The 24,345-nt window shown below is 41.6% G+C and carries 19 protein-coding genes; 13 read left to right on the forward strand and 6 right to left on the reverse strand.

The genetic code is table 11. The annotated features are described in order from the left end of the window. The first annotated feature begins 35 nt into the window (after positions 1–35). Positions 36–644 (forward strand): nucleotide exchange factor GrpE, encoded by a 609-nt coding sequence (gene grpE, locus NDQ71_RS01270; protein WP_064665981.1) that lies wholly within the window; start codon positions 36–38, stop codon positions 642–644. 43 nt (positions 645–687) lie between these two features. Here the strand turns inward: grpE and NDQ71_RS01275 are convergent, their stop codons facing one another. After that, positions 688–1,887, reverse strand: a complete 1,200-nt coding sequence (locus NDQ71_RS01275) for a Bcr/CflA family efflux MFS transporter (RefSeq protein ID WP_192542905.1) — start codon at positions 1,885–1,887, stop codon at positions 688–690. Positions 1,888–2,080: 193 nt separating this feature from the next. On the opposite strand from NDQ71_RS01275, the gene NDQ71_RS01280 reads away from it, so the two are divergent. After that, complete coding sequence (locus NDQ71_RS01280) at positions 2,081–2,878, forward strand: M48 family metallopeptidase (protein ID WP_064665983.1); 798 nt, start codon at positions 2,081–2,083, stop codon at positions 2,876–2,878. Between the two features lie 72 nt (positions 2,879–2,950). Here the strand turns inward: NDQ71_RS01280 and ald are convergent, their stop codons facing one another. Then, complete coding sequence (gene ald, locus NDQ71_RS01285; protein ID WP_064665984.1) at positions 2,951–4,072, reverse strand: alanine dehydrogenase; 1,122 nt, start codon at positions 4,070–4,072, stop codon at positions 2,951–2,953. A 140-nt stretch (positions 4,073–4,212) separates the two neighbouring features. Here ald and lrp point away from each other — a divergent pair, with 140 nt between their 5' ends. The 9 genes from lrp to NDQ71_RS01330 all read left to right on the forward strand — a co-directional run bounded on the left by lrp (position 4,213) and on the right by NDQ71_RS01330 (position 14,828). Then, positions 4,213–4,692: a leucine-responsive transcriptional regulator Lrp gene (lrp, locus tag NDQ71_RS01290; RefSeq protein WP_016707458.1), complete on the forward strand. Its 480-nt coding sequence runs from the start codon at positions 4,213–4,215 to the stop codon at positions 4,690–4,692. 186 nt (positions 4,693–4,878) lie between these two features. Further along, complete coding sequence (locus NDQ71_RS01295) at positions 4,879–7,341, forward strand: DNA translocase FtsK (RefSeq protein ID WP_064665985.1); 2,463 nt, start codon at positions 4,879–4,881, stop codon at positions 7,339–7,341. Then, positions 7,342–7,968 (forward strand): outer membrane lipoprotein chaperone LolA, encoded by a 627-nt coding sequence (gene lolA, locus NDQ71_RS01300; protein ID WP_064665986.1) that lies wholly within the window; start codon positions 7,342–7,344, stop codon positions 7,966–7,968. Positions 7,969–7,973: 5 nt separating this feature from the next. Beyond that, entirely contained in the window at positions 7,974–9,317 is a 1,344-nt protein-coding gene (locus NDQ71_RS01305) for a replication-associated recombination protein A (RefSeq protein WP_192542906.1), read from the forward strand. After that, complete coding sequence (gene crcB, locus NDQ71_RS01310) at positions 9,304–9,690, forward strand: fluoride efflux transporter CrcB (protein WP_192542907.1); 387 nt, start codon at positions 9,304–9,306, stop codon at positions 9,688–9,690. Before NDQ71_RS01305 ends, crcB begins: the two co-directional genes overlap by 14 nt. Positions 9,691–9,698: 8 nt before the next feature. After that, a complete protein-coding gene (gene serS, locus NDQ71_RS01315; RefSeq protein ID WP_192542908.1) occupies positions 9,699–10,997 on the forward strand; it encodes a serine--tRNA ligase in 1,299 nt (432 codons plus the stop codon). A 445-nt stretch (positions 10,998–11,442) separates the two neighbouring features. Continuing rightward, complete coding sequence (locus NDQ71_RS01320; RefSeq protein ID WP_192542909.1) at positions 11,443–12,069, forward strand: plasmid pRiA4b ORF-3 family protein; 627 nt, start codon at positions 11,443–11,445, stop codon at positions 12,067–12,069. A gap of 523 nt (positions 12,070–12,592) precedes the next feature. After that, positions 12,593–13,552, forward strand: a complete 960-nt coding sequence (locus NDQ71_RS01325) for a transposase (protein WP_301562117.1) — start codon at positions 12,593–12,595, stop codon at positions 13,550–13,552. 58 nt (positions 13,553–13,610) lie between these two features. Continuing rightward, a complete protein-coding gene (locus NDQ71_RS01330; RefSeq protein WP_301562640.1) occupies positions 13,611–14,828 on the forward strand; it encodes an IS4 family transposase in 1,218 nt (405 codons plus the stop codon). A gap of 433 nt (positions 14,829–15,261) precedes the next feature. Here NDQ71_RS01330 and NDQ71_RS01335 read toward each other — a convergent pair whose 3' ends face one another. Both NDQ71_RS01335 and NDQ71_RS01340 read right to left on the reverse strand, forming a co-directional pair. Further along, positions 15,262–15,927: an ABC transporter substrate-binding protein gene (locus NDQ71_RS01335; RefSeq protein ID WP_192542722.1), complete on the reverse strand. Its 666-nt coding sequence runs from the start codon at positions 15,925–15,927 to the stop codon at positions 15,262–15,264. A 208-nt stretch (positions 15,928–16,135) separates the two neighbouring features. Continuing rightward, a complete protein-coding gene (locus tag NDQ71_RS01340; RefSeq protein WP_301562118.1) occupies positions 16,136–17,335 on the reverse strand; it encodes an Nramp family divalent metal transporter in 1,200 nt (399 codons plus the stop codon). Positions 17,336–17,722: 387 nt separating this feature from the next. Between NDQ71_RS01340 and nhaD the strand changes: the two genes are divergently transcribed. Beyond that, positions 17,723–19,159, forward strand: coding sequence for a sodium:proton antiporter NhaD (gene nhaD, locus NDQ71_RS01345; protein WP_192542720.1), 1,437 nt, complete (start codon positions 17,723–17,725; stop codon positions 19,157–19,159). Between the two features lie 112 nt (positions 19,160–19,271). On the opposite strand, the gene NDQ71_RS01350 is transcribed toward nhaD, so the two are convergent. After that, entirely contained in the window at positions 19,272–19,928 is a 657-nt protein-coding gene (locus NDQ71_RS01350; RefSeq protein ID WP_192542719.1) for a nitroreductase family protein, read from the reverse strand. Positions 19,929–20,042: 114 nt separating this feature from the next. On the opposite strand from NDQ71_RS01350, the gene NDQ71_RS01355 reads away from it, so the two are divergent. Further along, complete coding sequence (locus NDQ71_RS01355; protein WP_192542723.1) at positions 20,043–20,981, forward strand: LysR family transcriptional regulator; 939 nt, start codon at positions 20,043–20,045, stop codon at positions 20,979–20,981. A gap of 183 nt (positions 20,982–21,164) precedes the next feature. Here the strand turns inward: NDQ71_RS01355 and NDQ71_RS01360 are convergent, their stop codons facing one another. Next, entirely contained in the window at positions 21,165–24,344 is a 3,180-nt protein-coding gene (locus tag NDQ71_RS01360; protein ID WP_192542718.1) for an efflux RND transporter permease subunit, read from the reverse strand. Between the last annotated feature and the right edge of the window lies 1 nt (position 24,345).

A 24,345-nucleotide genomic window follows, 5' to 3' on the forward strand; every position in this document is an offset into this window, starting at 1 on the left:
TTACCGCAATTGAAAAGAATTGGAGCACTTAAATTATGTCTGAGCAGACAAAATCACCAGAGCAAGAAGTCGAACTAAACGAAGAATTAGAGCAAATGCAAGCCGAAGTGGAAGCCGCTGTAGAAGCTGCCGATGCTCATGAAGGCGAAGAAGTTAGCCCTGAAGCTGAAATTGCCATGCTGTATGCCGAGCTTGAAGAAGCAAAACAAACGATTGCTAGTCAAAAAGACGGTGTTGTTCGCGCTGCCGCAGATGTAGACAATATGCGTCGCCGTGCTGCACAAGATGTAGAGAAAGCCCACAAATTTGCACTTGAGAAATTTGCCAACGAATTATTGCCAGTTATTGATAACTTAGAACGCGCTATTGAGTTCTCAGACAAAGAAAATGAAACCTTAAAGCCATTGCTTGAAGGGATTGATATGACTGTGAAAAGCTTTAATGATGCCGTTGCAAAATTTGGTGTTGAAATTGTAAACCCACAGGGTGAGCAGTTTAATCCTGAGTTTCACCAAGCGATGTCGATTCAACCAAGTAATGATGTAACACCTAATACTGTATTAGCAGTAATGCAAAAAGGTTACACATTAAATGGTCGTTTATTACGTCCTGCGATGGTTATGGTATCTAAAGCGGCTGAATAAGTAGGTTGCACAGTTAAGTAGATAGCTTAGTAAAAAATGCCCGTTAACTACGGGCATTTTTTTTGTTTCTGGCTCGGTGGCAAAGTTGCGCAATCAGCGTGAGCACTAACGCACTGAACATTAAGCTCGAAAACGGCACTGCACTTTGTGCATGCATCAGCGCTAAAATTGGCCCCACTAATGCACCGCTACCAAAACGTAAAGTACCAATAACTGCTGTAGCTGTACCTGAGCGCTCTTCAAATTGCATTAATATCAGTGCATCGGCATTACTTGCGGTCACCCCTAAACTCATCATTAAGGGGGCTATTGCTGCGACAATAAAATAGAGTGACAGGTGTAATATACTGAATGTAAGTAGCGCACTGCCAGCAACAAAGCCAACCGCTAAACCATAATAGAGCATCTTTCGTGAGCCAACCCTCGGTACTAATCGGGTATTTAAAAAGTTACCAAACATTAGCGCCATTACGTTAAACGCGAATAGAATGCCAAATAGCTGCTCTGACACTTTAAAGTAATCAAGGTACACAAACGGCACTGCAGTTAAAAAGCAAAAGAAGCCGAACGAGACAAACATTGAACTGGCAATATCGGCACGGGTATCTTTATTTTTAAACACGGTTTTATAACTATCAAAAAACAGTGCAAAGCCTTTTAGCGGACTTTTAAAAATAGGAATATCAATGAGGTAAATTTGCACGAGCGCTAAAATTACAAAGCTGTAGCTGGCTAGTACTAAAAAGATCGTTTGCCAGTGAGATAAGCCCATGATCATAGATCCCACAGTAGGGGCTATCAACGGGGCTACCATCATGATCATTGATACATACGACATTCCTTTAGCGGTATCTTGCTTATAGATATGGCGAATGATCCCCGGTACCACAACGGTTGCTGCTGCACCTGTGAATGCTTGAACAGCGCGCAGTACCCAAAACAGATGAATATCATTACAAAAGGCCAATGCGACTGAGCTTACCCCAAATAATGCCAATCCTACTTTGGTGAGTACGCGGCGACCAATTTGATCCGCTATTGGACCAAAAAATAACATGCCTAGCGCATAACCAGCTAAGTACAAACTTAATGATATCTGTACATTGGGCATGGTGGTATTGAGATCATTGGCAATAACTAACATTGCAGGTAAGTACATATCAATTGCCAATGGTGTAATTGCTACAATGCTGGCAAGTAAAGGTAACAGAATGCGTTTATTCAAAGAGACTGAGTCTTGCATGATTCACCCACTAAATAAAAAGAGGCCTATATTGTAACAGCGGTCACTTCCCTTGGGTACTTAGTTTGCACGCTAACTATCATCTTTAACATATAAATAACATAACTTCTGTATTTAGCTGTAAGTGCAATATGTTCAATCGTAGACTGGTTTGCTATTCTAGGGATAATTAAATGTGAGTTGAGGGAATACAATGAAAAAATTAGTTTTGGCTGTGCTTGCCACTGCAGTATTAGCAGGGTGTAAAACATCACCCACAGGACGCACGCAAATTGCACTTTATTCTGATCAAGAGATGAGCCAAATGGGTCAGCAAAGTTTTGCTGACATGAAAAAGAATCAAAAAATTAATAATGATCCTGCTGTTAATACCTATGTAAAGTGCATTGCTGATGATGTGATTGCAGTTTTACCGCAACAATACGCACGCCAAGCTTGGGAAGTCGTTGTATTTGAAGAAGACTCTGCTAATGCATTTGCACTGCCGGGTGGCTACATTGGTGTACATACTGGTTTATTAAAAGTTGCTGAAAATCAAGATCAGCTTGCAACTGTAATTGGCCACGAAGTAGGTCATGTTATTGCCGAACATTCAAATGAACGTGTGTCACAAAGCTCGCTGTTACAAACAGGTATGCAAGCGGGCAGTATGGCGCTTGAAATGGGGAATGTGCAGTACCGCAATGAAATCATGCAAGGGCTTGGTCTAGGTGCGCAGTACGGGGTGATTTTACCATTTAGCCGTTCACATGAATCTGAGGCTGATCAAGTAGGCTTAGATTTAATGGCGAAAGCGGGTTTCGATCCAACAGAATCAGTCACCCTTTGGCAGAATATGAGTAAAGCGGGCAGCAGCGGTACGCCTGAGTTTATGTCTACTCACCCTGCACCAGGTAATCGTATTAAAGAGTTACAAGCGAAGTTACCACAAGCATTGAATGAACAAAAAGCAGCGAATGCAGCGGGTAAAAATCCACAGTGTAAGCTGTAGTATTATTTTCTAAATGCATAAAAAAAGCCTGTGAGCAAAAACTCACAGGCTTTTTAATTTCTTAAATGCTAATTACGAATTTTCAACAGCAGTACGTGGATCAACGTATGGCATGTTGAATGCTTCAGCAACTTCTTTATAAGTTACTTGACCTTTGATCACGTTAAGACCTTTAAGGAAGTTAGCGTCATCAAGTAATGCTTTCTTATAACCTTTGTTAGCAAGGTTAATGATGAAAGGCAATGTTGCATTGTTAAGTGCAAACGTAGATGTACGTGGCACTGCACCTGGCATATTCGCAACACAGTAATGAACTACTTCATCAACGATGAAGGTAGGATCAGCATGTGTGGTTGCTTTAGAGGTTGCGATACAACCACCTTGGTCGATTGCTACGTCAACAATAGCAGAGCCAGGCTTCATCGCTTTAATGTGCTCAGCAGTTACTAGCTTAGGTGCAGCAGCACCTGGAATAAGTACGCCACCAATCACAAGATCAGCTTCAAGCACATGCTTTTCAAGGGCATCAGCAGTTGAGTAAATCGCTTTAACTTTATTACCAAACTGTGCGTCAAGTGCGCGTAGCACGTCGATGTTACGATCAAGTACCACAACATCAGCACCTAGGCCTACCGCCATTTGCGCTGCACTACGACCTACCATGCCGCCGCCGATCACAACGACTTTAGCTGGCTCAACACCTGGTACGCCACCTAATAACATGCCACGACCATGGTTAGACTTTTCAAGTGCTTGTGCGCCCGCTTGAATAGACATACGGCCAGCGACTTCACTCATAGGAGCAAGTAATGGTAAACCACCACGTGAGTCAGTCACCGTTTCGTAAGCAATACATACTGCGCCACTTTTCACTAGGTCTTCAGTTTGTGGAAGATCGGGTGCAAGGTGTAAGTAAGTGAAAAGAATTTGATCTTCACGAAGCATTGCACGCTCAACAGCTTGCGGCTCTTTAACTTTTACAATCATCTCTGCTTTTGCAAAAACGTCAGCAGCGGTTGCTAAAATTTCTGCACCAGCAAGTGTGTAATCTTCGTTAGTAAAACCAATGCCCATACCAGCGTCAGTTTCAACAAAAACTTGGTGGCCGTGATTTACTAATTCACGAACACTCGCAGGAACCATACCTACACGGTATTCATGGTTTTTAATTTCTTTAGGTACACCGATAATCATAATTTCGCCTTGTTAGAACGGGATAAAATTTTTCACTATTATATTCATGACAAGCCAGTTTGTATCACCTTTTTTATTGGTCATGCTAGTGATATAATCTAAAAATATTATTTAAACAGTGTAAAAAACTGGTTGGCCTTATGCATGAGTTATTAGACCGTATTGACCGTAAGATTTTGATGGAATTACAACACGATGGCCGTGTTTCAAATGTCGAACTGGCCCGACGAGTAGGTTTAAGTGCGACCCCCTGTTTAGAGCGTGTTAAAAAGCTTGAACGAGAAGGTTATATTGTAGGTTACAAAGCAGTGGTAGACCCTGCTAAACTTGGCCAAGGTCTGTCTGTGTATGTTGAAGTAACAATAACTAAAACATCACCAGACGTATTTGATGAATTTAGCGCCGCAGTTAAAAAGCACGATGAAATTATAGAGTGCCATTTAGTGTCTGGTAATTTTGACTTTTTACTAAAAACCCGCGTAAACGATATGTCTGAGTATCGAGGCGTGTTAGGCGACATCCTACTAAAGTTGCCAAATGTAAGCGAAAGCCGTACTTATGTGGTAATGGAAGAAGTTAAAGGTGAGCAAGGGGTGATTATTCGCCCTTATATCGGGTGAATTATGCGCCATTTTCTAGTAACTACTTAAGTTGTATTATTGATACATGCCCGATTAATGAAAACCTGTTCATAATCAGGCCATGATGGTTAAGATAAAGTGCAACAAAAAGTATTTCCTGCTAAGGTATTCCATTGCTAAGAGATGAGTACAAAGAAGTACAAAGAAAATGAGGAATAGCGAGTTATGCGCCTAAACGGTGTACAAAGACTATTAGAAACCGGTTTGATAATAAGCACCTTTGCCGCCATATTTATTTTGTGTGCATTGATAAGCTTTGATCCCGCTGATCCTAGCTGGTCGCAAACAGGTTATGAGAGCGTAAGAAACATAACTGGGGCCGCTGGCGCGTGGATTGCCGATATTTTACTACTTACTTTTGGTTGGTTGGCTTATTTAGTGCCCGCTGCGATCCAAATCTTTGGTTATTTATTATTTAAGCAACCGCATAAAATTTTTCAACTTGATTATACAACCTTGTCGCTGCGCGTAATTGGCTTTGCTTTATTTATAACCTCAGCAACGGCCATCAGTAGTATTAATTTTGATGATATTTATAATTTTTCATCGGGTGGGGTAGTTGGGGATGTAATAGCTTCAGCGATGATGCCAGCATTTAATTTTACTGGCACGTCTATTTTATTGCTGTGTTTCTTTTTTGCCGGTTTAACCTTGTTGACGGGTGTTTCTTGGGTACAGTTTGTCGACTTTATTGGCGATTGGATCATGCGTAGTTATCATTTTATTGCGGATCATCTACAAGCATGGCTACAGCGTGAACGAGCAGCAAATACGCCGGTTGCTATTGAACAGCCCTCAATAGCAGAACCAAAAGCTAACAAAGAAACTTCGTCGATTCGCTTTACTGAAGCCAATACAGACACGACACCAGATTATCAAGACGCTCACCCAGCATTTGATGATTTAGACGATATCCTTGATCAAGAGATCAATTTTAGTGCTATTGATGATGAACCTATGGATACCGCAGCGGCCTTAAATGCACTGGATCAAAGTTATGTTGCTGAGCCTGAAAAACCGGTAACAACCGTGGTTTCTCCAGCGCGACCTATGCCGAAGCCTAAGAGCACTTATCAGCCGCCACCTACGGCAAAAGAGAAGTTCGAGCAGTTATTAGAAGAAAAGCCGCCGAGCACCCCTCTGCCAACACTTGATTTACTGGATAGGCCAGACAAAGCGAAAAACCCAATTTCGCCGGAAGAGCTTGAAGCGGTGTCGAGGTTAGTTGAAACTAAACTCCTTGATTTTAACGTGCAAGCTACGGTTGTTGCGGTTTATCCTGGGCCAGTTGTAACCCGTTTTGAGCTTGATTTAGCGCCGGGTATTAAAGTATCTAAAATTACCGGTCTGGCAAAAGATTTAGCCCGTTCGTTATCAGCGGTGAGTGTCCGTGTTGTTGAAGTTATTCCGGGTAAAACTTATGTTGGTATCGAGTTACCTAACAAACATCGTGAGATCGTGCGTTTATCAGAAGTTATCGATGCACCTAAGTTTGAGCAAAATCCATCGCCACTGACGATGGTTTTAGGTAAAGATATAGCCGGTGAGCCAATCTGTGCCGACTTAGGTAAAATGCCGCATTTACTTGTGGCAGGTACTACAGGTTCTGGTAAGTCAGTGGGCGTTAATGTGATGATATTAAGCTTACTGTACAAATCAGGCCCTGATGATGTACGTATGATCATGATTGACCCGAAAATGTTGGAACTTTCTGTTTACGAAGGTATCCCACATTTACTGTGTGAAGTGGTCACCGATATGAAAGAAGCCGCCAATGCGCTGCGTTGGTGTGTAGGTGAGATGGAACGCCGTTATAAGTTAATGTCGGCGTTAGGTGTGCGTAACTTAAAAGGTTACAACCAAAAAGTAATGGATGCTAAAGAAGCGGGTTACCCAATTTTTGATCCATTGTTTAAAGACACCGATGGTATGAAAGAGGGCCCTGATGAGCTTGGCAAGCTGCCAAGCATCGTGGTGGTGATTGACGAATTTGCCGACATGATGATGATTGTTGGTAAAAAAGTTGAAGAGCTCATTGCCCGTATTGCGCAAAAAGCCCGAGCGGCAGGTATTCATTTGATCCTTGCAACACAGCGCCCATCGGTTGATGTAATTACTGGTTTAATTAAAGCGAATATCCCAACGCGGATGGCGTTTCAGGTTTCAAGTAAAATTGACTCGCGTACCATCTTAGATCAACAAGGTGCAGAAAACCTGTTAGGTATGGGTGATATGCTTTATTTACCGCCGGGGACTAGTGTGCCTGTACGTGTACATGGCGCGTTTGTTGATGACCATGAAGTACATGCGGTGGTGAACGATTGGAAAGCCCGCGCTAAACCAAATTACATAGATGAGATTTTAAACGGTGACGCCACGGAAGATATTTTACTCCCAGGCGAAGCCAGTGAGAATGCGGATGAAGAATCAGATCCCTTGTATGATGAAGCCGTCTCATTTGTAATTGAAACAGGCAAGGTATCGGTTTCAAGTGTCCAGCGTAAGCTACGTGTAGGGTATAACCGTGCCGCACGTTTAGTGGAACAAATGGAAACGTCGGGTATTGTGAGCGCACCAGGTCATAATGGTGCCCGTGATGTATTAGTGCCCAATGGTGGAGCAAATTAAATGAAAAAAATTAACTATTTAGCCTTGGCGATCAGCTGCCTTTTATCAGCTTCTGTGTATGCAGACGATAGCCAAGCATTACAAGACAAACTTGCTGGATTAAAAAGCTTTCAAGCGCAATTCGAACAACAAGTGAATGACGACCAAGGTCAGTCAATTATGCAAGGCAAGGGCAATATTGCGCTCCAACAGCCAATGATGATCCGTTGGCAACAAGCAAGCCCTGACGATACCTTATTTGTTTCAAATGGCGAAAAAACCTATTACTTTGACAGCTTTGCAGAACAAGTAACAATTATGAATACTCACAGTTTGATTGACTCAACACCGTTTGTATTACTCACTTCTAAAGATCCTGCACAGTGGCAAAAGTATCAAGTAACAGCCACAGCGGCGGGTTTTAGTGTGACGCCAAATCAAGGTGTTGAAAGTCAAGTAGAGCAATTAGACATTGTATTTGCGAAAGATCAAACAGGTTTAGCGCAACTATTGGTAAAAGACAGCTCTGGGCAATCATCAACCTTTACCTTTAGCGATGCTAAAGTGAATGAAAGTTTAGCTCATTCAACCTTTGAGTTTAATATTCCTGAAGGTGTTGAAATAGACGACCAAAGCCAAGGTGAATAATTACAGTGAGTAATTTAGGCTTTAATTTTAGCCCCGATGTGCGCCCACTTGCGGCGCGTATGCGACCAACCAGTTTAGATGAATATATTGGCCAGCAACACCTATTAAGCCAAGATAAACCACTCTATCAAGCTATTTTAGCAGGGCGATGCCATAGCCTTATTTTGTGGGGGCCGCCGGGTGTTGGCAAAACCACCTTAGCGCAAATTATTGCTAATCATGCCGATGCTGCGTTAATTCAAATGTCAGCAGTCACTGCTGGTATTAAAGACATTCGTGATGCAGTAAGCGAAGCCCGCAATAACTTGGAAGGTCGCGGACAGCGTACTTTGTTATTTGTTGACGAAGTACACCGCTTTAATAAATCGCAACAAGATGCCTTTTTACCACATATTGAAGACGGCACCTTTATATTTGTCGGCGCCACCACCGAAAATCCATCGTTTGCGCTTAATAATGCGATTTTATCTCGTGCCCGTGTGTATGTCCTTAAATCCTTGCAAGAAACTGATCTTCATAATGTTATTGAACGTGCACTAGCAAACGATGATGAGCTAAAAAATAAAACCATTGTACTTGCACAAAATGCTAAAAAAGCACTGTGCCAAGCCAGTGATGGTGATGCCCGCAAAGTACTCAATTTACTTGAACAAGCGATTGATTTAACCGTTGAGCAAAACGGCCAGTATCTGGTTGATGAACACGTACTTAGCCAAGTATTGCCAACGCATTTAGCTAAATATGACAAAGGCGGCGATGAATTCTACGATTTGATCTCAGCCTTTCATAAGTCTGTACGTGGCAGCTCACCTGATGGCGCTTTGTATTGGTATTGCAGAATTCTCGCCGGTGGCGGCGACCCGCTATATGTTGCAAGGCGATTATTGGCCATTGCGACAGAAGACATTGGCAACGCCGATCCGCGGGCGATGGAAGTAGCCCTTAATGCGTGGGATATTTTTCAGCGTGTAGGGCCTAGCGAAGGTGAGCGGGCGATTGCTCAAGCAACCTTGTATTTAGCCAGCGCACCAAAAAGTAATGCTGTTTACATGGCATTTAATCAAGCCAAGCAAGATGCGCAGAACGAGCCAAGTTACCCGGTGCCAGAGCATTTACGCAATGCCCCAACTAATTTGATGAAAGATTTAGGTTACGGCGCAGAATATCGCTATGCTCATAATGAAGATGGCGCCTTTGCCGCTGGGGAAAACTATTTCCCAGAGCAAATCGCAGATAAACGTTATTACTTTCCCACCGAACGTGGTTTAGAGCAAAAAATTAAACAAAAGCTCGATTATCTCAAAGAGCGCGATCAACACAGTGACATAAAACGCTATGACAAGCCTTAAGATATACCTCATGATTGCCGCCGGAGGAGCATCCGGTGCCTGCTTACGGTTTTTTATTAGCGAAACCATGCTAAAACTACTGGGCAGGGGATTCCCTTTTGGCACGTTGGCAGTTAATATTCTTGGTTCATTGTTGATTGGCATATTATACGGTTTGATAGAGCGTGGAATTATCACCGCAAGCCCCGCTAAAACCCTTATCGGAATTGGCTTTTTAGGTGCTTTGACCACCTTTTCGACATTTTCAATGGACTCGTTGGTGTTATTACAACAAGGTCACTTTTTTAAAATGGCCCTCAATATCGTCTTAAATGTGGCGGTGTGTATTTTTATGGCTTGGCTGGGCCTTCAGCTGGTAATGCAAAAAGGTTAAAAACTAACATGTTAGATTCTAAATTATTACGTCAAGATCTCGAGCAAACAGCGGCGCGCTTAGCAGCACGTGGCTACGAGCTAGATACTGCGACTGTCAGCGCACTTGAAGAAAAACGCAAAACTTTACAAGTAAAAACACAAGAATTACAAAGTGAGCGTAACAGCAGCTCCAAAGCAATTGGCCAAGCAAAAGCAAAAGGCGAAGATGCACAACCGTTGTTAGATGCGGTAAGTAACTTAGGTGCTCAACTGGATAGCGTAAAAGCTGAACAAGATGAAATTTTAGAACAGTTAAAGCAGATCTCGCTAGCTATCCCTAACTTGCCTGACGAATCAGTGCCAGCAGGTGCTGATGAATCAGACAACGTTGAGGTTTCAACCTGGGGCGAGCCAAAGAAATATGATTTTGAAGTTAAAGATCACGTTGATTTAGGCCAAGATTTAAACGGCCTTGATTTTGAAATGGGTGTTAAAATCACCGGTTCTCGCTTTACCGTAATGCGTGGTGCTACAGCGCGAATGCATCGTGCGCTAGTACAATTTATGCTAGACACGCACACAGATAAAAACGGTTATACAGAAATGTACGTGCCGTATTTAGTTAATCGCGACAGCCTATACGGCACAGGTCAGTTACCTAAGTTTGCTGAAGACTTATTTCACACTAAAGGTCTTGTAAACGATGATGGTGAAGAGCAAGAAGGTTTTAGCTTAATTCCTACTGCAGAAGTACCACTAACTAATAGCGCGCGTGATGAAATTTACGATGAAAAAGATTTACCAATTCGTTTAACTGCCCACACGCCGTGTTTTAGAAGTGAGGCTGGCAGCTATGGTCGTGATACCCGTGGTCTTATTCGTCAGCACCAGTTCGATAAAGTTGAGCTAGTACAGCTGGTAAAACCAGAAGATTCAATGCAAGCATTGGAAGAGCTAACAGGTCACGCTGAGCAAATCTTACAAGCCCTAGAGCTACCATACCGTAAAGTAATTTTATGTATGGGTGATATGGGCTTTGGCTCTGCTAAAACCTACGATTTAGAAGTATGGTTACCAGCACAAGATACGTACCGTGAAATTTCATCGTGTTCAAACATGGTTGATTTCCAAGCACGTCGTATGCAAGCACGTTTTCGTCGCGCCGGTGAGAAAAAGCCAGAGTTACTGCATACACTCAATGGCTCAGGCCTAGCAGTTGGCCGTACACTGGTTGCGATTTTAGAAAACTACCAACAAGCCGATGGCTCAGTTGTAGTACCAGAAGTACTACGCCCATATATGAACGGGCTTGAAGTAATTAAATAAGCTCGTTAAAGCTTTAGAGCTGTAAGTTTTAAGAAGAGAAGCCGCTGTTTGTAACGAACAGCGGCTTTTTTTGTTAATCAGGGCTTTAGTCAGCAAGGGTAAAGTAAAGTTAGCTAGCTATGAGCTTAACTCGGTGTGAAACTCACCGCGTAGGAATCGGCTTTAGCTATGATAGCTTAATCTTCATATGTAGGACGTGCTTTAGCGCGTTAAATGTTTTGAAAAATATCTGCCAGTCCTTTTTACCTGTTATATCATTGGGATGCTTTTGTCATTAAATAAAGTACTTTATCCAATAGATATACACTTTTTCAGTTTGAATACTGTTTATTTATACCGTTATAATTCATTGCAGTTACGTAGGTTAGGGTAATCACTAGCGAGTGTTTATTGGTATCCTTGGTAATACGCTTTTAGATTTTTTCAGCAACCATTTGGTATTTGAATGAAATATACTAATAACAAAATATATCGTTTTAAAATTTCTCTAATTGGTATTGAACCTCAGATCTGGAGAGAAGTTGACGTTCCTGATAATTACAACTTTTGGGAGCTGCATGTTGCAATTCAAGACGCATTTGGCTGGTTGGACTATCATTTACATGAGTTTATTCCAAACAAAAAAGGACCTACAGGCGGAAAAAATATAGGTTTACCTGAATCAGAGCTTGATGACAGCGTAATTGCTGATTGGGATATTTCCCTAAAGAAATACTTTTCAACTGTTGGTAATTATATTAGTTACAATTATGATTTTGGAGATAGCTGGAACCATGAAGTAAAGCTTATTGGTATATTGCTTGCTGAAGAAAGTAATCAATACCCCCGCTGTATAGCTGGAGAAAGGGCATGCCCACCCGAAGATTGTGGTGGTCTATGGGGGTATCAAGATTTACTTGAGATTATAAATACCCCAACACATGAAGAGTATTCAAATACTGTAGAGTGGCTAAAAGGGCATGCTAAAAACTATTGGCCATTTGACTCTGAAAAATTTAATCGAAAATCAGTTAAATTTTCAGACCCATACAAGAGATGGTGTGTTGCTTTTAATCAATCCTATAATGAATAAAATCTAATCGGGTAACCGGAGGTCTCTAACCTCCAGTTCCGACACCATGCATCATGTGCAGGAAGCAAAAACCAATAGGATCAGGTCTTTCATTTTGATTTTCGCTCAAACAGCAAAAACAAGATCTGATAATCATATAGAAAGCTCCTCGAGTATTTCGATACAGTTGTGTTGAACGACCTAGCCAAGCTAATCACTTTGGCGTTATTAGCAGTAACTTAGCTTCTTGCCATCGGTTAACACTGCGATATTGCCCTTGGCAGTAACAAATACATCCCGCAAACGTCCAGTAACCTCAGGGAATATATGAGTCTGGGTAAATTCACCGTTAGCTAAATTAACGCTGTAGATTTTTTTGTCGACTAAAGTGGTGAGTAGCACATGCTTTTGCAGTACAGCAATAAAAAAGATACAGCAATAAAAAACGAATAAAAAAGAATAAAAAAGACACCCATCATAAAATTTGTATTTCGCCAATTTTTTACTAACGTTTAATTAGTATGAAAATCAAACTGGGTGAAAAATGGCTACTGCAAGAAAACGTCAAGTAAGTTTGGCAGATACAAAATACTATCACTGTATTTCACGTTGCGTTCGGCGTGCATTTTTATGTGGCGAAGACCACTTTACAGGACATTCATACGAGCACCGTAGAGGTTGGGTTGAAGATAAACTGCTAGAGTTAACCAAGGTATTTTGTATTGATGTGTGTGCTTATGCCGTAATGAGTAACCACACCCATTTAGTACTCTATGTTGATGATAAAAAAGTAAACAGGTTGAATGACAAAGCGATTGTTATTCGCTGGCATAAACTGTGTAAAGGCACCTTGCTAACGCAGAAATACGTACAAGGTGAAAAGCTAAGCAAAGCAGAACTCATTTTTTTTAATCAAACGGTCAAGCAATATCGCGAACGCTTATCAAGTATTAGCTGGTTTATGCGGTTGCTAAATGAAGATATAGCGCGCAAAGCAAATAAAGAAGATAACTGCACAGGCAGGTTCTGGGAAGGGCGCTTTAAATCACAAGCACTCCTAGATGAAGCCGCACTTGCAGCCTGTATGGCGTATGTAGACTTAAACCCCATTAGAGCGAAAATGGCTAATAGTCTGGAGGAATCGGACCATACCAGTGTTCAAAAGCGTTTAACAAGCGCGACAGAAGGAAAGCAACCTAAACAGTTACTTCGTTTTGCAGGTATGTCACGTCAAATAATGCCAAAAGGGCTGCCGTTTGAGCTTAAATCGTACCTTGAGCTTGTCGAATTAACGGGGGGAATAATACGGGAGGATAAACACGGACATATTGATAATTCAGGTCTTTCTTTGCTAGAAAGGCTAAATATATCCCCAGAAAACTGGTTAAAACTAACTACTCAATTTACACGTGTATTTCATGGTGCAGTAGGCAGAGCATCATCACACGAAAGTTACTGCGAGAACCCTAAAGTATCCCCAAAATTAGCCTTTATATATCAATGAACTAATAGTGTTAAAAAATATGGGTAGTGAGGGAACATTCATGGTGTTTTGTGATCTTATGAATCGCTTAAAAACAACAGAACTAAACACCATGAATGCGTCTACTATTTTGCACAATATGCTCCGCGCTGTCACCCCTAACTCTATTCATAAAGCCAGATTTAATACTCTAGTCGCTGCCGTTAAATCTCTTTTGCACTGTCAGCAATGCACCTTGACATCTATTGGTCGCAATTTGGATTCAAAAACAACTGAAAAACATGATATTAAACGTATTGATCGACTACTCAATAACCACGAGCTTTTGCGTGAGTCGACATCGGTTTATGTTCGCTTAAGCCGTTTTGTGGTCACTGAAAAGCATCCCGTCATTTTGGTTGATTGGAGTCATGCAGATACACAAACCAAATACTGTATTCTGCGTGCCAGCATTGCCAGTGAAGGTCGTTCTTTGACCCTGTATCAGGAAAGTGCATTCAGTTTTCAGTATCATTGCCCAAAAGTTCAAAAACGGTTCTTAAAGATGCTCAAACTGATTTTGCCGGGTGACTGCCGGCCCGTAATTGTGACGGATGCGGGCTTTAAAGTTCCTTGGCTCAAAGCCGTGCGAAACAATGGCTGGCATTATATTAGCCGTGTTCGAGGTACGGCACATTTGAAAACGCAGGGCAGCGATGAGTTTGTTCCATGCCAGTCACTATTCAAGAGCAATCAACGTAAGAGCCAGTATCTTGGCGCGACCGAGTTGACCAAAAGTGCAAAATATCAAACTCATGCAGTGCTGGTTGGCAAGGGACATAAGTTATTAAAAAGAGATAAAAAACGTGGTTATAAGGAGCCTTGGCTACTCGTTTCTTCTCTTCCAAAGAGGCACCACTTTCTCGAAAAAGTACTCAAATTATATGGTATGAGAATGCAGATAGAAGCAGGATTTCGAGATCAAAAAAGTGTTAGGTTCGGCTTAGGCTCAGATCTGCACAGGACAAACAAACTCTATCGATTAGACATACTGTTGCTGCTTGCCACACTGGCTCATTGGTTCTCAATGATGCTGGGTGCAGTGATAGACAAAGCAGGAAAGACAGGCGCTTTTCAAGCTAATTCAACCAAAAAAAGACGAGTAGTGTCATGGGCATTTGTTGGGCTGCGATACTTCAAAAAACAGTCCATTAAACTGCGACGGCGAGATTATTTGGCAGGACTAGCCTATTTCGTACAGGTGGTAGTGCAACTCGATTGGAAAAATATGGATGTGAGTGATGTAATTGAAACTTAATGATTATTTCTGGGGATCCCTTAGGCGAGAACCTCAACCGAAAACGGCGAACAAACATGAGTAACTGTGAAAAGTTATTCGGGTAGAGCCTAATCCCCCCCAAAATTACTTCCACTGCATAGCGTAGGCATTTTCGTGGCTGTTACTTAAATTTTACAACGAAATTCACTTATTTTGAAACATAAGTTAGTTTTGCAAAGTGATAACCGCGAAGATTCAGCATTTAAGTTTAATTTTGTAGCAGCATTTAAATAGATATATTAGAGTGGGTGTCATAATAATTTTTAGAGTGGGTGTCATAATAATTTATAATAATTTTCACCGCTAGTTTGGTGAGTAAACAATGGCTTTTTAGTCTTAATCAATTGATTTTTAGTATTTAGCTAAAATGCTATCACGCTCACCAGTACTTATTATTTCTTGTAGGCCAAGCTCAAACTTTTTTTTGTAAACGCATTGCATCAGGATGATTGCGAGAAAATGCTAAATAGATATCAGTGCCTTCATTTATAAAAGCGAGTTGCACTTCTTTTGGTAATACTTGTTGACGTTGCAGCAAATTAGCAACTTTAATGAAAATTAACGCACTATCTAAGCGGCCCATCATTAAGCGTTTCACATTTGCCGAATCTGTATTTGCGTCTGCAATGGTAATTGCATTCTTAGCGATTAAATCTAAATGATGTTGTCCATACCCGTAGCCACGGACAACACCAACGGACTGGCCATTAAATTGCTCTCGATTAACAATTTCAAGTGGCTGCTCAGTGTTTTGATAGTAGGCTGAAAATGCCTCGTACAGTGGTGTATCACCGAGTAAATATTTTTGTTTTGTCACAGCATCAATAGGTACATTAAACCCTGCAACATAAGCGGCTGTATCAAGGTAATGCAGTACTCTGGCATAAGGATATACATGAAATTCTACTTCAATATTTTGTGTGGCAAATGCAGCTGTAATAATTTCGTTTGCTAGGCCTGTCCCATCGGCGTTTGCGTAGGGAGGCCACGAATCTTCAGCTGCAATAGTTATTTGTTCTGTCTCAGCCCACACAGTGAAAGTTGATAAAAGTAAAATCAACAAGGTAATTTTTAACATTTTATTTGACGCATTTTGTCCTGATGTAGTTAAGTTTAGGCTTAATTCAAAATTTAACCAATTGAATGACAATTACTATTAATTATTAACCTATCCGTGGCATAGCAGGGAAGGTTGATGTTGGTTTGTGATTAGTAAAGTCTGTGCGGGTAAATTAAAAAGCCGCTGTTGGTAATAAACAGCGGCTTTTGTGTTTTTAAAAGGCCAGTTAAAAAATCAAGCTAATCAACTTGTAGCTACTTAAGCCGAAAATGAGTAATAGCACCGGCAAGATCAATAGATTAACAATAATTGAGTTGGTGTAGTTGCCCATTACATATTTTTGATTGACTAGCCATACAAGGTAAGTGGTCACAATCGGCAGTAATATGCCATTGGCGGCTTGGGCAAAGATGATCACGGCAACAGGGTCTAAGCCAAGTGATGCAACTGCAGCACCAAATACTAAAATAACAATGGCGACTAGTTTGAAACGGCTATTGTTCATGTCATTAGACCAGCCAAGCATGCCACATACGGCGTATGCACCAGCAAGTGGCGCAGTGATAGCACTGGTTAGCCCCGCGGCAAATAAGCCAATCGCAAAAAAGTAATGTGCGGCATTGCCTAGTAATGGCTCTAACTGTACCGCCATATTGGCAGCGCTGATTTTTCCGACCTCTGTGCCGTAAAAAGCGACTGAAGCAGTGGATAAAATAGCAAGCGTTATAACGCCGCCCAGTGTGACGGATATACCCGTATCTAAATTAGTGTGTTTAATGAGCTTACGTTGATCAATGTTCTCATTGTGTTGCGCGGCGAGTATACCTGAGTGTAAAAATAAGTTGTAAGGCACAATAGTGGTACCCACTAAGGCTAATACTGTCGTTGCAGAGCCTTCAGGTATACTTGGTATAAAGCCCGCAAGTACTTGAGCCATAGGTGGTGCAGCCATCACTAAGGTAGAGATAAACACTAAACTCATCAACAGTACTAAAAAGATAAGTGCGGTTTCTACCACTTTATGTTTGCCGCTATAAAGTAATAGGGCGCTGAAAATAGCGATTAAGGGTGTCCAAAGTTGCGCTTCTACTTGAGGGAATATTTCAATTAATCCCAGTGTAGCGCCACTTAGGTTGCCGGCTTCATAAGCGGCACTGCCAACGCCAATAGCACTGATCACTAAGAAGGCGGCGAGAGGTTTAAATAATGGGTGTTGTATATGGGTGCGAAGTGCTTGGGCAAGATCTTGACCCGTAACTACACCAAGACGTGCAGCCATTGATTGCAATAATATAGTCGCTATTACTGAAAACAGTAATGTCCAGATCAGTGTAAAACCAAAATTGGCACCTGCAATACTGGCGGTGGTAATAGTCCCTGGGCCAATAAAGGCAGCAGTAACAAGTAGGCCTGGTCCTAGTCGCATGAGTAACCTTAGAGTTTGTTTAACGTTGGTAACTGTGTTCAGCTACTTGGCTTGATATTTTTTATCAATAAGTTACAGCATACAAGTTAAATTATATTGTTAAAAGAACTAAAGTTAAGCCATGCAATTCACCCAATAGATAAAGCTCACTGGTCTATTTTTTAGCGAAATGAGTCGCCAATATTTACTGTTTTTATCATTGATATAACGAAAAGTAATGAAAGTTAAGACTTCTGTATAATGGTGTATGGCATTAATTATGGTACTTTACGTCAACTTTTTGATATCACTTTGTTAACAGTAAACTAAAAATAAAAACTAAAGCTGACTACTGGAATACAAGCCATCAAAGAACACAAAATTTAAAATTAAAACAGGACCTACCGTGTGAAAAACTTATTACCAGGCTTTAACCTATTTAGTCTAGTACTTTTATTATTTTGCTCCCCAACGTGGGCTGCTGATGGGCAGTTAAATTTAACGACCTCAACAGTGGGCCTAGTTTGCATTGCGATATTTGTTTTAGCGTATGCGGTCGTTATGCTTGAAGAGAAACTGCATTTACGAAAATCAAAACCGGTGTTGGTAGCAGCAGGACTTATTTGGATTTTAATTGGCGCATATTATGTAAACAATGATATGCCTGAAATTACCGAAGCGGCATTTAGGCATAACTTACTCGAATTTGCCGAGCTAATGCTGTTTTTACTGGTGGCGATGACCTATATCAATGCATTAGAAGAGCGTAGGGTATTTGATGCGCTGCGTGCTTGGATGATCCGTAAAGGCTTTAATTATAAAAACTTATTTTGGATCACCGGCTTTTTAGCATTCTTTATTTCCCCGATTGCCGATAACTTAACCACCGCATTATTAATGTGCGCAGTTGTAATGAAGGTTGCTGAAGGCGATAAACCGTTTATTAATCTTAGTTGCATTAATATTGTGATTGCTGCCAATGCAGGAGGGGCATTTAGCCCATTCGGTGATATTACTACCTTAATGGTTTGGCAGGCTGGTTTAGTCCACTTTAATGAGTTTTTAGTTTTATTTTTACCCTCGCTAGTTAATTATCTCGTCCCTGCGACCATCATGAGTTTTTACGTAGCTGATAAACAACCTACCGCGCAATACGAGGATGTAGAACTTAAACGCGGTGCAATCAGAATTTTAGTATTGTTTTTACTGACCATAGGCACTGCCGTAGCAAGTCATAGTTTTTTACATTTGCCGCCTGTGCTTGGCATGATGATGGGCTTAGGCTATTTACAATTTTTTGGTTATTTTTTAAGAATGACTTTGCCAGGATCACTTTCTCGAAAAAGAGCGCATGCAGAGCAACTTGGTGACAATGACCGTTTAGCGAAGCTCGGTAGTGTTGTACCTTTTGATGTATTTAGTAAAGTGTCGCGTGCCGAGTGGGATACCCTATTATTCTTCTACGGAATTGTAATGTGTGTAGGCGGCCTAGGCTTTTTAGGTTATTTAAACTTAATGTCAGAGATGCTCTACGGTAATTGGTCGGCGACAACGGCTAACATATTCTTAGGGGTTATTTCCGCAGTTATCGACAACATACCTGTGATGTTTGCAGTGCTGTCTATGCAACCGGATATGTCACACGGGCAATGGTTATTGATCACCTTAACAGCAGGGGTTGGCGGGAGTTTACTGTCAATCGGCTCTGCGGCTGGGGTGGCGTTAATGGGGCAAGCTCGTGGTTACTATACTTTCTTTGGCCATTTAAAGTGGATGCCAGTCATAGCACTTGGCTATGGTGCGAGTATCATGCTGCATTTATGGCTAAACGTTGATCTTTTCTAATAACGAGAAAATACTGAATAGCAAAATTAAAAGCGAACACGTTGATACCTGTTCGCTTTTTCTTTATGTGGATCGTTAAATTTTGTGAGTCAATTTAAGCCAACAATATTATTTAAATCACCTGAATAATTTGCTCTTGGTTTAAGCGTGATTTTGGCAGTTTGGCATTATAGTCAGTTTGCGTTTCGTGATAACCGATAACAAGTGCAACTTCGCAAATATAACCATCTAACTCATCCGCAAAAAGTTCACTAATTAGCTCGCTATCTACGCCTTCCATTGGGGTTGAATCAATACCTAAACGCGCAACAGCATGCATAGTATTACCCAGTGCAAGGTAGGTTTGTGCTTTGCTCCAGGTGCCATTGTTACCAGATTCATCGGTATTTAAATCAACGAATGCATATGCGCCAAAGGCTTGCTCGCGGTTTTCTGCAGGCGTGCGGCCATTTTTTATATCAGTGTCAATCACTTTTGCATAATCTGCTCGGCTGTATTTTGGGTTGTATGCAAACAAAATAATGTGTGAGGCAGCTTTAATATGAGGTTGATTAAATTGAAACTTGTTAGCAAAAGTATCATGCATACGTTGCTTTGCTTGCTCAGACTCAATAACAATGAATTTCCATGGTTGCGAATTAATTGATGACGGGGATAAACGCATAGCTTGATAGATAACAGCTAAATCTTCTGCCGATACACGTTTAGTTGCATCATATTTTTTTGCTGTGTAACGAGCTTCTAAGTCAGTAATAACCGGGTGTGTCATAATTGGTTCCTGTAGCGAATAATCAAAGCTGTTGAATGGAGCTGATGATAGCGCTTGCATTACTTTTGATAAACAGCATAATTATTGAATCATTATCAAATATATTTAGATAATATGCAGATTGACGATTTAAAACTTATTTTAAAAGTTGCGGAATGTAAAAGTATCACCCTTGCAGCAGCAAAATTGGATATGCGAACAGCAACCGCAAGCGCCGCTATTAAAAGGGTAGAAGCGACATTAGGTGTTGACCTCTTTGTGCGCACTACGCGGCATTTAAGGCTATCAGCAGCAGGTGAACGCTACATTCCACAGTGCGAGCAAGCAATAACCATACTTGAACAAGCTCGGCAAAACCTTAAAGGTGAACATGATGAGATTGAAGGGGAACTAAGGGTGGCATTATCATCTGATCTTGGCCGTAATTTAGTGATCCCTTGGATTGATGAAATTATGGATAGTTACCCTAAGGTGAGTCTACGCACGCATATTAGTGATAGTAACATTGATTTTTACCGCGATTCGGTGGATATAGCACTGCGTTATGGCTCGCCAAATGATGCCAATGTTTACGGATTTAAAATTTGTAACGTGCCCCGTTTATTGTGCGCCACTAAAGAATACGTGCAGCAATATGGTGAACCTCAGCACCCCCATGATTTAGCCCAGCATCAAGGGTTATTTTATCAACTGCAAGATATTATCAATAATGTGTGGGAATTCACCGATGGGCAAAACAAATACAAAGTAAAAATGCAGGGCAAGCGCGCCTCTAATGATGGTGATTTAGTACGGCGCTGGTGTGTTGCTGGCAAAGGGCTTGCCGTAAAATCAGCATTAGATATAGCCGATGACCTACTAAATGATCGAGTCGTTACCCTGATGCCAGGCTATAAACATACCTGTGGCGAACTCTGGCTCATTTGCCCAAGTCGTCAATCAATTACTCCTGCAGTTAGACTATTACGTGATACGTGTCGTGAAAAAGCACGCACGATAATCAGCCAACTAATTGATAAAGGCGTACTTGAACACAGTGTACTTGATGACTAATTATTAAACATATTCTGTGCTACAACGTGGCAATTGAGCATTAAGGGGAGTTTACTATTACTCTGTAGGATCACTTTTATTTGCTTCACGATTTCGTTTAAAAATAACGCCTTTAAAGTTTTTGCTTCAAATAAAAAGCCCGAACTGTATACAGCTCGGGCTAGTTGGTTGGGATATCAAATTTTATAAAGGTGAGTGGCTTACTTTGCTGTCCACCTTGCCGCTAGCCGGAGTTCCATCTACCAGCGCTTCTTTTCCACGCCATTTACGAATTAATCGTTTAGCATCTTCTAGTGCGACATATTGACATGGGATCAGGATGAGCGTGATCACTGTCGCAAATAACACACCAAAGGCCAGCGATACCGCCATTGGGATCACGATTTTAGCTTGTAAGCTGGTTTCCATGATGATTGGTAACACGCCAATAAAGGTAGTGATTGAAGTAAGCATTATCGCTCTGAAGCGCCGTGCACCAGCTTGCATTACTGCATCTTTTATTGCTACACCTTCAGCGCGGGCTTTATTAACAAAGTCCACCATTACTAATGAATCGTTCACAACAACACCGGCTACAGCAATGATCCCGAAGATAGATAAACCGCTCATGGTCATGCCTAAAATCATGTGCCCAAACATGGCGCCAATTACCCCAAATGGGATCACCGACATAATGATTAACGGCTGTGAATATGAGCGCAGCGGTATTGCTAATAAGGCGAAGATAATCATCATTGATAGTGCAAAATCACGCACTTGCTCAGCAACGCTATCCATTTCTTCTTGAATACGTCCAGCAACACTACTTTGTACACCAGGGTAGCTTTTCAATAGAGCAGGTAAGTATTCATCACGAATTTCTTTGGCGATTGCAAACGGCTCTACTTGGTCGGTATCAACGGCTGCCCATACGTTAACGGTACGTTTTGAGTTTTCACGGCGAATACGGTTAACACCATCAACCAGTTTTACATCTGCCACTTCAGCCAGCGGTACTTCTGCACCCGTTGGAGTAATGATCCGGGCACTGGCGATATCGCTGATTGAATTACGCGCTTCTTGTGGGTAGCGGATCATGACTTTCACTTCCTCACCGTCACGTAAAATACGTTGTGCTTCAATACCGTAGTAACTAAAACTGACTTGTGAAGCCACATCAGCAAGGGTAAGGCCCATGCTGTACGCCAATGGTTTTAAATCAAGCTGTACTTCATCGGTGGCGCTTTGCATTGAGTCATTTACATCACCCACACCTTCCATTGTGTTGAGTTTTTCTTTTAACTTTGCCGCTACTTCTTTTAGCTGTTTGGCATCTTTTCCTTCAAGGCGAAAGCTAATATCACCGTCGTCTCGACCACCATTCATGATACTGTCTTGAATCGTTAAGGTTTTAACACCCGGCAACGCTGGCATTTGTTCGCGCCACAGGGCGCTCAAAGCAAAGGTATCAATAGGGCGCAGCTCAGGATCAATTAATATCGCCATAATGCTGGCCTCAGTGCGACCACGTAAACTAACTGACAGGTCGCGTACCATTGCTGTGCCGTATTGCTCTTTTAGTTGTTGATCAACATTTAAAATAACTTGCTCGATTTTCTGTGCTGTTTCTAAAGTGGCTTGCTCTGATGAGGCTAAGTTCATTTCAACTGAGATACGCGGAAAGTCGTGAGGAATTTTAGGGTTCGCGACAAATTTAACTAAACCACCCGCAAACATACCGCCGCTGACAATCAGTACACAAATGAAGCCAATGATGACGGTATATCGGTAATGAATACAATGACCAATAAATGGCGTGTAATAGTTATCTACAAAGCGTTTTAAACCACTATCCATAACTTTACGAAGGCGGTGCAACGGATTTTTAGGATTCGGTTCACGGTGTTTCATCGCCGCTAAGTGGGCCGGTAAAATAAGTTTTGATTCAATTAGTGAGAAAATCAAACACAGAATAATAACCCCACCAATGGCTTTGGAAAACGCAGCGCCAGGGCCACTGGCTAAAGTTTGCGGCAAAAATGCGGCGATGGTGGTTAATACGCCAAATGTGGCAGGCATAGCAACACGTTTCACACCGCGTACAACGTTATCCAGTGAATGGCCGTGCTTTTCAATTTCGGCACTGGCTGATTCACCCACCACGATGGCATCGTCCACCACAATACCGAGTACGAGGATAAAGGCAAACAGTGACGCTAAGTTGATGGTGACATCTAAAAAGCCCATTGGCATCATTAAAAAGGCGCCAAGGAATGACACAGGCAAACCCATCATCACCCAAAACGCTAAGCGCAGTGGTAAAAATAGCGCAAGCACCACCATAACGAGCAGACCGCCCCATACCATGTTGTCGATCATCATGTCTAAACGACCTTCAAGGTAATAAGTTAAGTCAACAATTGGGGTGAGCTTAACACCTGCTGGCAGCTGGTCTGCTTTATCAGCTAAGTATTGCTTTAGCACTTTGGCCACTTTGGTAATATCTTGATCTTTTGAGGCGTTTACTTCAAATGACAGGGAGTTTTTGCCATTATATTTTGAGTATTGCAGGCCTTCTGCGAAGCCATCGTTAATGGTTGCTACATCACCTAGATACACTTGCGCGCCATCAGGCAATAAAATCAGGGGGAGTTTTTCAAACTCATTACCGCGATAGGCTTGTTTTTCAACCCGCATCGAAATATAGCCGTTTTCAGAGCGAATTTGTCCTGCTGACATGTTGGCTGAAAAAGCACGTACGGTGCTGGCAATATCTCTAAAAGTTAAACCGTATTCGCGAAGTTTATCTGGGCTGACTTCAATGCTAATTTCGTAATCAAGGCCGCCATTAAATTCAACGAGGTTGATTTGCGGCAGTGCTTGTAGTTCGTCTTTAATATTATTGCCAAGCTCTTTGAGCTGATAATTGCTCATGTCGCCGTAAAGGGCGAGGATCATCACTTCTTGCTCAAACTTATCATGGCGGACAATGGGGCGCTCCATGTCAGCAGGGAAGGTGTTGATCGCATCAACTTGCATCTTTATTTCATCGAGTACTTCTTTAGTATCGTATTTTTCTTCGATTTCGATCCAGGCTTGAGAAAAGCCACGATTTGAATAAGTAATTTTCCGTTTGATGCCTTCTAAGCCTTCGAGAGCTTCTTCGACCTTAATGGTGATGCCTTCTTCAACTTCTTGTGGGGCAGCACCTGGGTAGACTGCTTGTACGCTGATCCAGTTATTTTCAAACTGTGGGAACATCTGCTTGCGAATAGAAAACGCCGTTAAAATACCGCCTACTAAAATAAAAATCATCAATAGATTTGCTGCAACAGGGTTACGGGCAAACCAAGCAATTAAGCCTTTTTCGCTATGAATGCTCATG

This window comes from Pseudoalteromonas sp. KG3, assembly GCF_030436385.1.
In the GTDB taxonomy this organism is placed as follows: domain Bacteria; phylum Pseudomonadota; class Gammaproteobacteria; order Enterobacterales; family Alteromonadaceae; genus Pseudoalteromonas; species Pseudoalteromonas prydzensis.

What these genes read in the sequence shown, in the direction of transcription:
- NDQ71_RS01350 (WP_192542719.1), bottom strand. Translation starts at nt 19,928, where the DNA reads ATGACACACCCGGTTATTACTGACTTAGAAGCTCGTTACACAGCAAAA.
- ald (WP_064665984.1), bottom strand. Translation starts at nt 4,072, where the DNA reads ATGATTATCGGTGTACCTAAAGAAATTAAAAACCATGAATACCGTGTA.
- NDQ71_RS01355 (WP_192542723.1), top strand. Translation starts at nt 20,043, where the DNA reads ATGCAGATTGACGATTTAAAACTTATTTTAAAAGTTGCGGAATGTAAA.
- serS (WP_192542908.1), top strand. Translation starts at nt 9,699, where the DNA reads ATGTTAGATTCTAAATTATTACGTCAAGATCTCGAGCAAACAGCGGCG.
- NDQ71_RS01340 (WP_301562118.1), bottom strand. Translation starts at nt 17,335, where the DNA reads ATGCGACTAGGACCAGGCCTACTTGTTACTGCTGCCTTTATTGGCCCA.
- NDQ71_RS01360 (WP_192542718.1), bottom strand. Translation starts at nt 24,344, where the DNA reads ATGAGCATTCATAGCGAAAAAGGCTTAATTGCTTGGTTTGCCCGTAAC.
- lolA (WP_064665986.1), top strand. Translation starts at nt 7,342, where the DNA reads ATGAAAAAAATTAACTATTTAGCCTTGGCGATCAGCTGCCTTTTATCA.
- NDQ71_RS01280 (WP_064665983.1), top strand. Translation starts at nt 2,081, where the DNA reads ATGAAAAAATTAGTTTTGGCTGTGCTTGCCACTGCAGTATTAGCAGGG.
- NDQ71_RS01320 (WP_192542909.1), top strand. Translation starts at nt 11,443, where the DNA reads ATGAAATATACTAATAACAAAATATATCGTTTTAAAATTTCTCTAATT.
- NDQ71_RS01325 (WP_301562117.1), top strand. Translation starts at nt 12,593, where the DNA reads ATGGCTACTGCAAGAAAACGTCAAGTAAGTTTGGCAGATACAAAATAC.
- crcB (WP_192542907.1), top strand. Translation starts at nt 9,304, where the DNA reads ATGACAAGCCTTAAGATATACCTCATGATTGCCGCCGGAGGAGCATCC.
- lrp (WP_016707458.1), top strand. Translation starts at nt 4,213, where the DNA reads ATGCATGAGTTATTAGACCGTATTGACCGTAAGATTTTGATGGAATTA.
- NDQ71_RS01335 (WP_192542722.1), bottom strand. Translation starts at nt 15,927, where the DNA reads ATGTTAAAAATTACCTTGTTGATTTTACTTTTATCAACTTTCACTGTG.
- NDQ71_RS01295 (WP_064665985.1), top strand. Translation starts at nt 4,879, where the DNA reads ATGCGCCTAAACGGTGTACAAAGACTATTAGAAACCGGTTTGATAATA.
- NDQ71_RS01330 (WP_301562640.1), top strand. Translation starts at nt 13,611, where the DNA reads ATGAATCGCTTAAAAACAACAGAACTAAACACCATGAATGCGTCTACT.
- NDQ71_RS01275 (WP_192542905.1), bottom strand. Translation starts at nt 1,887, where the DNA reads ATGCAAGACTCAGTCTCTTTGAATAAACGCATTCTGTTACCTTTACTT.
- grpE (WP_064665981.1), top strand. Translation starts at nt 36, where the DNA reads ATGTCTGAGCAGACAAAATCACCAGAGCAAGAAGTCGAACTAAACGAA.